10 protein-coding genes and 1 pseudogene are annotated in these 14,571 nt (G+C 69.2%); 1 reads left to right on the top strand and 10 read right to left on the bottom strand.

Annotated elements, in window-relative coordinates; translation table 11 throughout:
* Positions 1-4: 4 nt before the first annotated feature.
* From K2F54_RS19580 to recR, 9 genes are all read right to left on the bottom strand, one after another.
* On the bottom strand, positions 5-2,428 hold the full coding sequence (locus K2F54_RS19580) for a putative bifunctional diguanylate cyclase/phosphodiesterase (protein ID WP_220606355.1): 2,424 nt from the start codon (positions 2,426-2,428) through the stop codon (positions 5-7).
* A 48-nt stretch (positions 2,429-2,476) separates the two neighbouring features.
* Complete coding sequence (locus K2F54_RS13355) at positions 2,477-3,571, bottom strand: aspartate-semialdehyde dehydrogenase (RefSeq protein ID WP_220606354.1); 1,095 nt, start codon at positions 3,569-3,571, stop codon at positions 2,477-2,479.
* 46 nt (positions 3,572-3,617) lie between these two features.
* Entirely contained in the window at positions 3,618-4,913 is a 1,296-nt protein-coding gene (locus tag K2F54_RS13350) for an aspartate kinase (protein WP_220606353.1), read from the bottom strand.
* Positions 4,914-5,017: 104 nt separating this feature from the next.
* Complete coding sequence (locus K2F54_RS13345; RefSeq protein ID WP_220606352.1) at positions 5,018-6,049, bottom strand: LacI family DNA-binding transcriptional regulator; 1,032 nt, start codon at positions 6,047-6,049, stop codon at positions 5,018-5,020.
* 72 nt (positions 6,050-6,121) lie between these two features.
* Positions 6,122-7,552, bottom strand: coding sequence for a GH1 family beta-glucosidase (locus tag K2F54_RS13340; RefSeq protein ID WP_255577104.1), 1,431 nt, complete (start codon positions 7,550-7,552; stop codon positions 6,122-6,124).
* Between the two features lie 73 nt (positions 7,553-7,625).
* Positions 7,626-8,501 carry a carbohydrate ABC transporter permease gene (locus tag K2F54_RS13335; protein ID WP_220606373.1) on the bottom strand — a complete coding sequence of 292 codons (876 nt, stop codon included), beginning with the start codon at positions 8,499-8,501 and terminating at the stop codon, positions 7,626-7,628.
* Positions 8,502-8,521: 20 nt separating this feature from the next.
* Positions 8,522-9,568, bottom strand: a complete 1,047-nt coding sequence (locus tag K2F54_RS13330) for a carbohydrate ABC transporter permease (protein WP_220606351.1) — start codon at positions 9,566-9,568, stop codon at positions 8,522-8,524.
* Positions 9,569-9,669: 101 nt separating this feature from the next.
* On the bottom strand, positions 9,670-10,959 hold the full coding sequence (locus K2F54_RS13325; RefSeq protein WP_220606350.1) for an ABC transporter substrate-binding protein: 1,290 nt from the start codon (positions 10,957-10,959) through the stop codon (positions 9,670-9,672).
* A gap of 201 nt (positions 10,960-11,160) precedes the next feature.
* Positions 11,161-11,760: a recombination mediator RecR gene (gene recR, locus K2F54_RS13320; protein ID WP_220606349.1), complete on the bottom strand. Its 600-nt coding sequence runs from the start codon at positions 11,758-11,760 to the stop codon at positions 11,161-11,163.
* Between the two features lie 634 nt (positions 11,761-12,394).
* Between recR and K2F54_RS19715 the strand changes: the two genes are divergently transcribed.
* Positions 12,395-13,012, top strand: coding sequence for a pentapeptide repeat-containing protein (locus K2F54_RS19715; protein ID WP_374107296.1), 618 nt, complete (start codon positions 12,395-12,397; stop codon positions 13,010-13,012).
* Between the two features lie 182 nt (positions 13,013-13,194).
* Here K2F54_RS19715 and K2F54_RS19710 read toward each other — a convergent pair.
* Positions 13,195-14,535, bottom strand: a pseudogene (locus K2F54_RS19710) (DNA polymerase III subunit gamma and tau); the annotation flags it as partial.
* Between the last annotated feature and the right edge of the window lie 36 nt (positions 14,536-14,571).

The raw sequence follows: 14,571 nt of genomic DNA, 5'->3' as shown, positions 1-14,571 counted from the left end.
GCCGTTAGAGGGAAAGCTCAGACGCGGCGCGCACGGGCAGGACGGCGGCGGCGCCGAATTCTTCGAGGCGGGCGAGGGTCTTCTCCAGGCTGCGGGGCACCCCGTAGTGGAAACCCTGGGCGCTGCGGATGCCGAGGGCGGTGAGGTGGTGGGCCATGGCCTCGTTCTCAACGCCCTCCACGATCATCGAGTACTCGAGGTTGTCGCCGAAGCCCTGCAGTGCGGTGAGCACCTCGCGCTGGCGCACGTCGTCGAGGTCGTCGACGAGGCTCTTGTCGATCTTGAGGATGTCCATCGGCATGCGCACCAGGGCGTCGACGGAGGAGTCCTGCGAACCGTAGTCGTCCAGGGCGATCATGATGCCCAGGTCACGGAGCAGATCGGCCTGTGCGCGCACCGCGGTGGACACCCGAGCGACGGAGCGTTCGTTGAGTTCGAGGCAGAGCGAGATGTTGGGGTATCTCTCGGCCAGTTCGGACACGAAGGTGCCCATCCGCTGCGGCAGCAGCTGGCCGGCCTCCACGTTCACGGTCATGCAGACGATGCTCGGTTCGATCAGCCGGAAGTCCGCGGCGGCGGCCATGGCCTTGAGCGCCACCTGCCGGGTCAGCGCGTCGAGCCGGCCCAGGCTCTTGGCCTTCTCCACCAGCGACGGTGGGGACAGCGGGCCCAGTTCGGGGTCGGTGTAGCGCACGAGGGCCTCGAACGCCCAGATCTGGCCGGTGACGAGGCTGACGATGGGTTGAAACGCCAGTTCGAGCAGGTCTTCGTCGATGGCCCGGGCCACGATGTCGTTCATCTGCGACGACCGGTGCCCGGAGATGTTGATGCTGCTCTCGTGCGCGGGGCCGCCCCGGCGGCGGGACTTCTTGATGGCGAGCATGCTGCGATCTGCGTCGCGGAGCAGCTGGTTGACATCGGTCTCGCGGTGCGCGGAGTAGGCCAGGCCGATGCTGAGGATCGGGTTGATCACGTTGCCGCCCACCGGCAGGGGTTCGCCGGTGGCGTCCATCAGCTCTTCGGCGAGCAGCTTCGCCTCGGCCAGCGACGACAGCCGGGTGAGGATGACGACGAACTCGTCGCCGCCGACCCTGGCCACGACGTCGTACGGGCGGATGACCGCGCTGAGCCGGCGGCCGATTTCGCTGAGGATCTCGTCGCCGGCCTGGTGGCCGTAGCGGTCGTTCATCCGTTTGAAGTCGTCGAGGTCGATGAACAGCACCGCGAGGGCCTCGGAGTAGTCCCGGTGATCGTTGATGTTGGCCAGGGCGTCTTGGAAGGCGCCGTAGTTGGGCAGGCCGGTGAGCGGGTCGGTGTTGGCGCGGATGGTGAGCCCGCCAATGCTCTCCCTTGCGGTGTAGACCACGTCGGCGGTGTGCGCGAGGGCGGCGATGGCGCGGCGGTCGTCGCTGCTGAACGGTACGTCCATGCCGTCGCGGCGCACCACCACGTACTGGTTGCCGGTGTCGCCGTTGGCGGTGCCGATGGCCACCGGTGCGCCGATCTCGCTGCGACCGGCCGGGGTGTGCCTGATGGTCGCTGACTCGACCCCGATGGCGGCCGAGACGGCGTTGAGCAGCACGGTGTCGAGGCTGGCGCTGCTGCTGGCCGGGCTGATGATGATGGGTGAGGTCTGCCCGCCGACCCGGGTGTAGTGATTGGTGGCGTTGAGGTCGATGACGCCGGAGACCACCCCGGCCAGGCGGAGGCGCATGGCCGTGGCGCGCAGGAGGACGATGGCGCCGAAGCCGGCCACGAGGAGAGGAACCAGGGTGACGGCCACGGCCAGGGTGTCGGTGCGGGCGTCGAAGAACGGATGCGTCCAGCTGCCGATCAGCGCGCACAGCACGGTGTAGCCGGCGCCGACGGACAGCAGCCGGGTGGCCGTGTAGTCGCGCTGATCGGGGCCGAGGTGCAGCCGCGGGCGGTGCACCCGCCGGCGCAGGCCATCCGCCAGAATGACGACGGCCACATAGGCGAACGCGCTACCGGCGGCGATGACGCCCGACATGGCGTCCAGGCCGTGCAGCAGGTCGTGGGCGGCGAGGAAGGCCATGCCGCCGAGCCCGGTGATACCGGACGCGTACAGACCGACCTCTGGGCGGCGCGTGCGCACCCACACCGACAGCAGCACGCCCAGGCAGACCAGACCCACCGAGATGTGTGCGGCGAAGGCCGGTTCGAGCGCGAAGACCACCACGATCGGCAGGCCGACCACTGGGCTGCGGTGCGGTACCGTGCCCAGGCGCAGGCGCGGCACATCGAGCACGGCGGCGGCCAGCACACCGACGACGGCGATGATCAGGTGTTCAGCGTTACCGGCGAACACCACGTCGAGCGCGGAGGAGGTGATGAAGACCAGCGCGATCGCCACGAGCAGGCCGAAGGCGACCCGGTTCGCGATGCCTGTCGCCTTGATTGTCTCCACAGTTTCTGACCTTAGTGGAGCGGACCGCCGCCGCGTGCGCCTTGTCGACTATCCGACGGCCAGTTTGGCGGCGATCAGTTCGGCGATCTGCACGGCGTTGAGCGCGGCACCCTTGCGCAGGTTGTCGTTGCTGATGAACAGGGCCAGGCCGCGGCCGTTGGGCACGCCGGGGTCTTGGCGGATGCGGCCGACGAAGCTCGGGTCGGCGCCGGCGGCTTCGAGCGGGGTGGGGATGTCGCTCAGCTGCACGCCTGGCGCGGTTTTCAGCAGCTCGGTGGCGCGGGCGACGGAGATCGGCTTGCTGAATTCGACGTTGATCGACAGCGAGTGGCCGGTGAAGACGGGCACGCGCACGCAGGTGCCGGAGACGAGGAGGTCGGGCAGGTCGAGGATCTTGCGGCTCTCGTTGCGCAGCTTCTTCTCTTCGTCGGTCTCGAACGAGCCGTCGTCGACGATGGCGCCGGCCAGCGGGATGACGTCGAACGCGATCGGGCGCTTGTAGATGGTGGGCTCCGGCATGGTGACCGACGAGCCGTCGTGCACCAGCTGGAGGAGGTTGTCGTCGCTGGCCGCCGCACGGATCTGCGTGGCGAGCTCGCGCGCGCCGGCCAGGCCGCTGCCGGAGACGGCCTGGTAGGTGCTGACGATGAGACGTTCGAGGCCGGCCTCGTCGTGCAGCACCTTGAGCACCGGCATGGCAGCCATGGTGGTGCAGTTGGGGTTGGCGATGATGCCCTTGACGGCCTGGTCGATGGCCTGCGGGTTGACCTCGCTGACCACCAGAGGCACGTCGGGGTCCATCCGCCAGCCAGACGAGTTGTCGACCACGGTGACGCCCGCGGCGGCGAAGCGGGGGGCCTGCGCCTTGGAGGTGGTGGCACCGGCGGAGAAGATCGCCACGTCGAGCCCGGTGGGGTCGGCGGTGGCGGCGTCTTCGACGACGATCTTCTCGTTCCTCCAGGGCAGCGTGGTGCCGGCCGAGCGGGCAGAGGCGAAGTAGCGGATGCTGGCGACCGGGAAGTTGCGCTCCTCGAGCAGGCGACGCACGACGGCGCCGACCTGGCCGGTGGCGCCGACGACGCCGATATGGATGCCGGCGCTGGCGGCTTCGGTGGGTGCGGTGCTGGGGGCGATGCTGGTCACGGTGTGATCCTTACTCGGTCGTGCGTCATGCCGGGAGGGGGTGGGGCTAGCGGCCGGTGCCGCCGTGCACGACGGCGAGGTCGTCGCCGTCGAGGCCGAAGGCGGTGTGCACCACGCGCAGGGCCTGGTTGATAGTGTCTGCGCGGGTGACGACCGAGATGCGGATCTCACTGGTGGAGATCATCTCGATGTTGATGCCGGCCTCGAACAGCGACTCGAACAGCTTGGCGGAGACACCGGTGTTGGTGCGCATGCCGGCGCCGACCAGGGCGAGCTTGCCGATCTGGTCGTCGTACTGCAGGCCGGCGAAGCCCACGTTGGCCTGCTCGTTGGTGAGCGCGGTGAGCACCTGCTGGCCCTCTGACTTGGGCAGGGTGAACGAGATGTCGGTGAGACCGGTGGATGCGGCGGACACGTTCTGCACGATCATGTCGACGTTCGCGTTGGTCTTGGCGACGATCTTGAAGATCTGCGCGGCCTTGCCGGGGATGTCGGGGACACCGACGACGGTGACCTTGGCCTCGCTGAGGTCGGCTGCGACCCCCGCGATGATGGGCTCTTCCACTGTCTCTCCATTCAGTACTGCGGTGGCGTACGGGCTGGTGGCGCCCGGGTTGTAGACGATGGTGCCGGTGTTGCTGTTGAACGACGACCGCACGTGCAGGGTGACCCCGTGCCTGCGGGCGTATTCCACGGCGCGGATGTAGAGCACCTTGGCGCCGGCGGCGGCGAGCTCGAGCATCTCCTCGCTGGACACCCGATCGAGCTTGCGTGCCTGGGGCACGACGCGGGGGTCGGCGGTGAAGATGCCGTCGACATCCGTGTAGATCTCACAGATGTCGGCGCCGAGCGCGGCGGCGAGGGCGACGGCGGTGGTGTCTGAACCGCCGCGGCCGAGAGTGGTGATGTCCTTGGTGTCGCGGTTGAAGCCCTGGAAGCCGGCGACGATGGCGATGGCGCCCTCGTCGAGCGCGTCGCGGAGCCGGCCGGGGGTGACGTCGACGATGCGGGCGGCGCCGTGCTGGGCATCCGTGATCATGCCGGCCTGGCTGCCGGTGAACGAGCGGGCGTCGTAGCCCATGCTCTTGATGGCCATGGCGAGCAGGGCCATGGAGATGCGCTCGCCGGCGGTGAGGAGCATGTCGAGCTCGCGCGGCGCCGGGATGGGCGTGACCTGGTGCGCGAGGTCGAGCAGCTCGTCGGTGGAGTCACCCATCGCGGAGACGGCCACGACGATGTCGTTGCCGGCCTTCTTGGTGTCGACGATGCGCTTGGCAACGCGTTTGATGCTCTCGGCGTCGGCAACGGATGATCCGCCGAACTTCTGCACGATCAGGCTCACGTGGGCACTCCTGGGTTCCGGGTACGCGGAGACATCCCGCGCTTCCATCCTAAATGCGTTCGTATTCTCGGTCGTTCATGTGACGTTGTGTGCTGGCACTGCAGCTAGCGCTCGGTGGAGGGGCGCACGATGAGGTCGACGGGGATGGTGGTGGACCGGTCCACCGTCTCGCCGGCGATGATGCGCAGCAGGGTCTCTGCCATCACTGCACCCTTGGTGTCGGTGTTCAGGTCCACAGAGGTGAGCTGCGGGCCGGCACTGGTGGAGAAGAAGTTGTTGTCGATCGTGGCCACGATGATGTCGCCCGGCACGGTGATGCCACGCTCCTTGAGCACGCCCATCGCCCCGTAGGCCATCTGGGCGGATGCGGCCACCAGCGCATCCATCGGCCGGCCCTGGTCGAGCAGCCGCTCCATCGCGGCGGCTCCCCCGGCCGGGGTGAAGTCGCCCTCCTCGAACGGGCCCTCCGCCAACCCGGCCAGCGCGAGGGTGGTCTGCCAGCCCTCACGGCGGTCCCGGCCGGCGGACATGCTCTGCGGGGCGCCGATCATGGCGATGTCGGTGCGGCCGCGCTCGACCAGGTGCCGGGTGGCCAGCGCGGCCGCCTCGACGTTGTCGACGTCCACGACGTAGTACGGGCCGTCATCCGTGGCCAGCGGGCGCACCCCGAACACCACCGGCAGGATGCGGGAGAGCGCGATGTACTCGGCGTCCCGGCTGAAGTGGGAGAGGATCAGGGCACCGTCGACGTTGCCGCCCTCGAGGAACCGGCGGGTCTTCTCCGGGTCGTCGTCGGATTCGATCAGCAGGGTGAGCGTGTAGTCGGTGGTGGCGATGTGCAGCGCGGCGCCCTGGATGACCGCGGCGAAGTAGGGGTCGGCGAAGAACTTGGAGGTGTGCTGCGGGATCACCATCGCGATGGTCTGGGTGGAGCGCCTGGCGAGGCTGCGGGCGACCCGGTTGGGCACGTAGTTGAGCTCGGCGATCGCGGCCGTGACGGCGCGGACGGCCTCCTCGGTGACCTGCGGCGACCCGTTGATCACCCGGGAGGCGGTGGAACGGGAGACCTTGGCGCGCTGCGCGACCGCCAACAGAGTGGGCGGGGCGCCGGCGGGCTGCTCCGTGTCGTGGGTCATTCGGGCCTTTCGTGGGCGGCGAGTGCGATTCTATCGCCGCCCCGCTGAACCGGCCTGACCGCCTCCCCGACGCTACTCGGGCAGACGCCGGCTGGCGATGAGCGACTTCAGCCAGAGGCCGCTGTCCTTGACCACGCGCTCCTGGGTGTCGTAGTCCACGTACACGATGCCGAACCGTTTGCTGTAGCCGTAACCCCACTCGAAGTTGTCCAGCAGCGACCAGACCAGGTAGCCGCGCAGGTCGACACCCTGCTCGATGGCGCGGTGCGCGGCGGTGAAGTGCCGGCGCAGGTAGTCGAGCCGGTCGTGGTCGTGCACGGCCCCGTGCTCCACGACGTCGTCGAACGCCGCACCGTTCTCGGTGATCACCAGCGGCAGGTCGGGGAACTGGGCGCTGAGCGAGAGGAGCAGTTCCTCGAGCCCGTCTGGGGCGATGTTCCAGCCCATCGAGGTGTACGGGCCGGCCTGGGTGAGGAACTCGACGTGCCCGCTGCCGGGCCAGGGCGAACCGCCGACGTCTTTGTGGCCGTCGGCGTTCTGCCTCGTGGACGCACCGTCCCACATCCGCACCGTGGCGGTGGAGTAGTAGTTGACGCCGAGGAAATCGATCGGCTGGTGGATGATCTGCAGGTCACCGGGCAGAACGAAGGACCAGTCGGTGATCGCCGCGGTGTCCTCGAGCAGGTCGGCCGGGTACTCGCCGCGCAGCATCGGGCCGGTGAACGCGCGGTTGGCGAGGGCGTCGATGCGGCGCTTGGCCTCTGGCGAGCTGGCGTCGTCGCCGCGCAGCACGTGGAAGTTGAGCGTGACCGAGTACTCGGCATCCGTCGTGACGGTCTGCCGCAGCGCCTGCATGGCCAGGCCGTGCCCGAGCTGCAGGTGGTGCACCGACTGCAGGGCCGCGAGCGGTTCGGTGCGGCCGGGCGCGTGCGCACCGGAACCATAGCCGAGGTAGGCGCTGCACCAGGGTTCGTTGAGCGTGGTCCAGTAGCTCACCCGGTCGCCGAGCGCTGCACCGACGACGGCGGCGTACTCGGCGAACCGGTAGGCGGTGTCGCGGTTGGTCCAGCCGCCGGCATCCTCCAGCGCCTGCGGCAGGTCCCAGTGATAGAGGGTGACCATGGGGCGGATGCCGCGGGCCAGGAGCCCGTCGACCAGCCGGGAGTAGAAGTCGAGTCCGGCCTGGTTGGGTTCACCAGAGCCGAGCGGTTGGATGCGCGGCCAGGCGACCGAGAACCGGTAGGCCTCCAGACCCAGCGACGCCATCAGGTCGAGGTCGCTCTCGAGCCGGTGGTAGTGGTCGTCGGCGACCTCGCCGGTGTCGCCGTTGACGATCTTGCCCGGGGTGGCGCTGAAGGTGTCCCAGATCGACGGGCCACGGCCATCCGCGTCGACGGCGCCCTCGATCTGGTAGGCCGCGGTGGCCGAGCCGATGAAGAAGGCGGGGGCGAATTCGAGGCCGGAGTCGCGGTAGGTGGCGGTGCCCGTGGTCACGGTGGTCAGAATGCTCACAATGGTCCTTCAAGTAGGTGCTGGCGAAAATGGTGACGACGAGGGCTGGCCGGATGCGGCCGGGTCACCCCTTGACCGCGCCCTGCATGATGCCGGCGATGAGCTGCTTGCCCGCGACGATGAAGAGGATGAGCAGGGGCACGACGGACAGCACGGCTCCGGTGAGCACCATCGAGTTGTCCGGCGTCTGCCCGCCGCTGGCGCTGAGCGCCGCGAGGGCGGTCTGCACGCTCGGGTTGGTCGGGCCGAGCACGAGCAGCGGCCAGAGGAAGTCGGTCCACGCCGCCATGAAGCTGAACAGGGCGAGCACCGCCATGGCGGGGCGGGCAGCGGGAACGGCGACGTGCCAGAATGTGCCCCACATGCTCGCGCCGTCCATCCGTGCCGCCTCGATGAGCTCGTCGGGGATGACGTCGACGAGGTACTGGCGCATGAAGAACACACCGAACGCGGTGACCATGCCGGGCACGATCACGGCCTGCAGAGTGCCGATCCACTGCCACTCGGCCATCAGCATGAACAGCGGGATGATGCCGAGCTGGGTGGGGATGGCCATGGTCGCGATGACAGCGACGAGCAGCCCGTTGCGGCCGCGGAAGCGGAGCTTGGCGAAGGAATAGCCGGCCAGGGTGGAGAAGAACACCACAGAGACCGTGATGGCGGTGGAGATGATCAGGCTGTTCATCAGGGCCTGCAGGAACGGCACTGTGGCGAAGACCTCGACGGCGTTCTCGAGGAAGTTGCCGCCTGGCAGGATCGCCGGCGGAACCAGGTTGGTGTCGGAGGACTGCCGACTGCCGATCACGAACGACCACCAGAGCGGGAATGCCGCTCCGGCGAAGAAGGCGAAGAGCAGGCCGTAGGTGAGGAAGCCGGGCGCCTCGTAGGTGGCGCGGCGGCGCACCTTGCGCTCCTCGCGACGTTCGGGGGTGGCGGGCATCAGGCGTTCGGTCAGGGTGCTCACTTGCGGCCTCCGTTGATGGACCTGGTCACATACGGCCGCTTCGCGGCGGGGATCTTGACCGGCTTGATGTCGTTGGTGCGGATGGCGCGGGCGATCGCGTAGTTGGCGAGGCCGGCGAGGATGATGATGAGGAAGAGGATCCAGGCCGTGGCCGCGGCCCGGCCGAAGTCCCGTCTGGGGAAGGCGAGTTCGTAGAGGTAGAGCACGATGGTCTGGAACTGGCGTCCGCCGCCGCCGTTGGTGCGGCCGTCGAACAGCTTGGGTTCGGTGAAGATCTGCAGCCCGCCGATGGTGGAGGTGATCACCACGAAGATCATGGTGGGCCGGATCATCGGCACGGTGATGGCCCAGAACCGGCGCACCTTGTTGGCGCCGTCGAGGGCGGCCGACTCGTAGACATCCCGCGGGATGGCCTGCATCGCGGCCAGCAGGATGAGGGCGTTGTAGCCGGTCCAGCGCCAGTTCACCATGCTGGCGATGGCGATGTGCGAGGGCAGCACGTCGAAGGCCCAGCGGATGGGTTCGAGGCCGAACAGGTTGAGCAGACCGGCGACCGGGCCGGTGTACTGGTTGAACACCTGGGCGAAGATCACCGCGACCGCGACCGGCGCGACGATATACGGCAGCAGGATGCTCATGCGCCAGAAGGTCTTGGCGCGCAGGGCCTGGTCGAGCAGGGCGGCGATCACCGTCGCGAAGAGCAGCTGCGGCACGGCCGAGAGCAGGAAGATGCTGACGGTGTTGCCGAACGCGTTCCAGAAGAACGGGTCGGAGAGCACCGAGGTGTAGTTCGCCAGGCCGACCCAGTCGCCCTGACCCTTGAGCAGGTGCCAGTCGTAGAGCGACACGTTGAGGGTGTACGCGATCGGGAAGATGCCGATGAGCGCGAAGAGGATGAAGAACGGCGCGATATAGAGGAACGGCGACGCCTTGTGGTCGAAGTGCGAGAGCTTCTGCTTGAAGGTGAGGTCGGAGCGCGCTCTCGTGGGCTTCCGACTCGGGCTCGTGGGGCTGGGGGTGGTGATCGTGCTCGTGCTGGACATCGGCGGCCAATCCGCGAGAGGGACATGGGAGGGGTGCGGGCGGCCCCGGGAGCGACTGCTCCGGAGCCGCCCGCCTGGTGTGGCGGGAGGACGTGCGGGCGCTAGCCGACCAGCTGGTCGAGCAGCACCATCGCCTCATCCCACGCGACGTCGCCATCCGTGATCTCGCCCTGGCCGATGCGGTCGAATACCGGGCCGAAGACGTTGTCCTGGATGTTGGAGTCCTCCGGGCCCTTCACCTGGGCGATGACGCCCTCGGAGCGGGCGCGGAAGATCTCGCCGACGGGGGCGTTGTTGAAGAACTCGTTGGTCGAGTCGGCGACGAGGGCCTGGCCCTCGATAGTGCTCGGGAACGGTCCGGCGAGTTCGAACGATGCCGCCTGCTGGGCGGGGGCGGCAAGCCAGAGGGCGAGGGCCGCGGCCTCCTCCTTGTGCTCGCTCGACTCGGACACACCGAGGAAGGCGCCGCCCCAGTTGGCCGCGCCGCCGGGCAGCACGTCGGCGAAGTCCCAGCCGCTGTCGGTGGTGCCCTCGTCGTAGTAGCCCTGCACGATGCCGAGCATCCAACTCGGGCACATGTAGGTGGCGTAGTCGCCGGCCTTGGCCTGCGGTCCGACATCCCAGCCGGGCAGTCCGGCGCCGAGGCCCGCGTTCTCCGCCTCGACGACCAGGGCGAGCTGGTCCTTGAGCACGTCGTTGCCCTCGATGTTCAGGGTCTCACCGTCGGACTTGTAGTAGCCCTCTTCCTGCTGGTTCACGAAGGAGTTCCAGAAGAACCGGGGGCTGTGATAAAACGCCTTGTCGCTGGCGGCGACGTACTCAGCGCCCACCTCGTAGAAGCGTTCCCAGGTGGCGTCGTCGCCGCCGAAGTACTCGGCGACCTCGGTGCGCTCGCTGGGCAGGCCGGCCGCCTCGAAGAGGTCGCCGCGGTAGCACAGGCCCTGCGGGCCGATGTCGAGGCCGGCGCCGATGACGCGGCCGTCGGCATCCGTGCCCTGCTTGTACTTCCAGTCCAGCCACTCGTCGGCCACGTCTTCAATGCCGTAGTCGCGCAGGTCCACGAAGGATCCGCTGACCTCTTGGATGGTGCCGAGCCAGCCCTCTTCGATGGCGACGACGTCGCTGAGGCCGGTGCCGGCGGCGATCTTGGCGTAGGCGTCGTCGCGGGCGGCGCCGCCGCCCTCGAGGTTGGTGGCCTCGATGACGATGTTCGGGTTCTCCTCCATGTACTTGGTGTAGTTTGCGTCGACACCCATGGTGCCGAAGGTGGTGACCGACAGGGTGATCTTGCCGTCGTCGGATCCGCCGGCGGATGCGCTGCATCCGGTGGCGACGATGGCGAAGACTGCGGCACCAGCGATCGAGGCTGTTATTGCGCGTCGTGAACTCACGGCACTCCTTTGTGGGCGTGTTACGGGGACAGAAACGCTGGCGGGCGGAACCTGAGGGTTCGTCGTGGAAGCGCTCCCATGGACTAGCGATAACACTAGGCAGAGCCGGATCGCGTGTCAAGGATTTTCGTGGAAGCGATCCCATGGAGGTGTCGCACGGGTCTGGTGCGGGCGGGCATCAGCGCGCCGCGGGGCGGGCTGCTAGCTCGTGACGGTGCGGCGGCCCTCGAAAGCGCGACCGAGGGTGACCTCGTCGGCGTATTCGAGGTCGCCGCCGACGGGCAGGCCCGATGCCAGGCGGCTGACCTTGATGTCGAGGGTGGTGAGCAGCCGGGAGAGGTACGTGGCGGTGGCCTCCCCCTCGAGGTTGGGGTCGGTGGCGATGATCACCTCTTGCACGGTGTTGTCGGCGAGGCGCGTCATCAGCTGACGGATGCGCAGGTCGTCTGGACCGATGCCGTCGATGGGGCTGATCGCCCCGCCGAGCACGTGGTAGAGGCCCTTGAACTCGCGGGTGCGCTCGATGGCGACGACGTCCTTGGCCTCTTCGACCACGCAGATAGAGGTGGGGTTGCGGCGCGGGTCCCGGCAGATCATGCAGGTCTCCTGCTCGGAGACGTTGCCGCAGATGTCGCAGAACTTGACCTTGTCGCGCACCTCGAGCAGCACATTGGCGAGGTGGCTCACGTCGAAGTTCTTGGTCTGCAGAATGTGGAACGCGATGCGCTGCGCCGACTTGGGCCCGATGCCGGGCAGACGGCCGAGTTCGTCGATGAGTTCCTGAACGATGCCTTCGTACATTTAGTTGTCGTTCCTCTGTCGCGAAATCGGGTCGTGCGGCTGCTCCTCGATGAAGGTGGCGCCGAGAATCTCGCGCACCACGGCCTCGCCGTAGCGCTGCTTCTCCGCGAACGCGGGCGAGCGGCGAGCGGGCGCGCCGCGCTGACCGTTGCCAGCGGGGGCGGATGCGGCTGGCGCGGATGCTGACTGCTGGCCGCGTGCCTGCTGGGGGCCGGGCTGCGCCTGACCGGGCTGGTCCTGACCGGCCGCCCGCTGCTGACCGGGAGCCGACTGGGTGCGCGGGCTCTGCTGCGTGGCGGGCCGGGCGCCGCGGTCGAACTCCGGCGGCGCGCTGAACTGCTGCGGGTCTGGCGGGAAGTCGTCGTAGGGCGGCGGCTCGTCGTCGAAGGGCGGCTCGAAGTCGGGCTCGGGGGCGTAATCGCGGACGGGTTCGACGGCAGGACTGCCATCAGGAGCAGAGGCGGTGCCGGCGCTGGTCCGCGGCTGTGCTGCGGCCGGTGCTGCGGGTGCGGCCGAGGCGGGACGTGCTGGCGCAGCAGGCGCCGCAGGCGCTGGCGCCGTGCCAGGGAACGAGGAGACAGCAGGTTCGGCTGCCGCGGTTTCGGCGGCAGAGAGGGCGGCCGCGGATCCGGGAATGACGACGGTGGCCCATCCGGAGGCCGTTGCCGGCGGTGCCATGGTGGCGGTGGCGGTGCTCGACGAGCTGGTTGATCTCGAGGAGCCGGCCGGGGCAGCGCTTCCGAAGGCGGAACCGGACGGGGACGCCGGAGTGGCCGTCGGCGCTGAACCGGCGGACGCCGCGGTCGGGGACGCGGAGCTCGTGGGCGCGGAGTTCGAGGGCGCGGAGTTCGAGGGCGCGGAGTTCGAGGGCGCGGAGCTCGTGGGTGCGGATCTCGTGGGTGCGCCGGAGGTGGGCGGCGGCGCGGACGGAGCGGAAGCATCCGCGAGCGGCCCCGCCGCGGACGAATTGCCCTGCTGCGCCGGAGCAGCTCGGCCGGAAGCGGGCAGGTCGGTGGTGGAGGCCGATGGGAACGGGGCCGCGGAGGGAGCCGCCGCGGCGAAGGTCTCGGAGTCGGCGCGGGCGATGAACTTCACGCGCAGGCCGAGGACCTTGACGATGGCTCCGCGGAGGAACTCGCTGACCCCCTGGCCGGGCGCCTGCTGGGCCTTGAAACCCTGCATGTCCTGCTCGCTCGGGAAGGAGAGCACGAGTACGTCGTCGCCGCGCAGGTCGAGCACGCGTGCGGTGTAGACCACGAGCCAGGCGCTGAGCTTGACGTCCTTGACGGCCTCGAGGATCTGCGGCCAGGCGTCCTTGATCTGGGCCAGGGTGACCGGGCCGACGGGCACCACCGGGGCCGCGGGCGGCGTCTCGGCGGTCGGCTCGGGACGGTCGGCCTGCGGGCTGGCGGGGCTGGCATCGGCGGCCGGGCTGCTGGTTTCCGCGGACGCAGGCTCGACCGGCACGGCCGCGGGGGTGCCCGGCGTGCGGGTGGCCCAGCCGGACGCGGCTGGCGGGACGGTCGTCGCAGCCGGCGGGGTCGCGACCGGAGGGGCACCCTGTGCGGCGGGGGTGCGCGGGGCCGGTGCCGCGACGGGGGTGCGCGGGGCCGGGGCGGCGCTGGCGGCGGGCGCCGGCGCATCCGTGGGGGTGCCGTCGACGCCGATGCGGCGCTCGAGACGCTCGACGCGGGCGAGGGCGCCGCGATTGCTGTCGTCGGTGGCGGGGATGAGCGCCCGGGCGATCATGAGCTCGAGGTGCAGGCGCGGGGAGGTGGCGCCGGTCATCTCGGTGAGGGCGGCGTTGAGGATGTCGGCGGTGCGGCTGAGCTCGGCCGGGCCGAAGTTGGACGCCTGCACCTGCATGCGGTCGAGTTCGTCCTGCGGCACACCGCGCAGCACGGCCGCGGCACCGGCAGCGCTGGTGGCGCCGACGATGATGAGGTCGCGCATGCGCTCGAGCAGGTCTTCGACGAAGCGGCGGGGGTCTTGCCCGGTCTGGATGACCCGGTCGACGGCGTCGAACGCGGCCGCGGAGTTGCGGGCGGCGATGGAGTCGACGGCGTCGTCGAGCAGGGTGGCGTGGGTGTAGCCGAGCAGGGCGACGGCGCGCTCGTACTCGATCGCATCCGTGTCGGTGCCGGCCATGAGCTGGTCGAGCAGCGAGAGGGTGTCGCGGGGCGAACCGCCGCCGGCCCGCACGACGAGCGGCAGCACGCCGGGGGCCACGGTCATGTGCTCGCTGTCGCACATCTGCTGCACGTAGTCGAGCATGGGTGCGGGCGGCACGAGCCGGAACGGATAGTGGTGGGTGCGCGAGCGGATGGTGCCGATGACCTTTTCGGGCTCGGTGGTGGCGAAGATGAACTTCACGTGTTCCGGCGGCTCTTCGACGATCTTGAGCAGCGCGTTGAAGCCCTGCGGGGTGACCATGTGCGCCTCGTCGAGGATGAAGATCTTGTAGCGGTCGCGGGCCGGCGCGAAGATGGCGCGCTCGCGGATGTCGCGGGCGTCGTCGACACCGTTGTGGCTGGCCGCGTCGATCTCGACCACGTCGAGGGAACCGCTGCCGTCGCGGGAGAGCTCGACGCAGCTGGGGCAGACGCCGCAGGGAGTGTCGGTGGGGCCCTCTGCACAGTTGAGGCAGCGGGCGAGAATGCGGGCGGAGGTGGTCTTGCCACAGCCGCGGGGTCCGCTGAAGAGATAGGCATGATTCACCCGGTTGGTGCGCAGGGCGGTCATGAGCGGATCGGTCACCTGGGACTGACCGATCATTTCGGCAAAAGTCTCTGGCCGGTAACGGCGATACAG

Source organism: Cryobacterium inferilacus (genome assembly GCF_019599185.1).
In the GTDB taxonomy this organism is placed as follows: Bacteria; Actinomycetota; Actinomycetes; order Actinomycetales; family Microbacteriaceae; genus Cryobacterium; species Cryobacterium inferilacus.
Note: the sequence above shows the minus strand (reverse complement) of the source record. Positions and strands in the feature narration are given on the sequence as shown.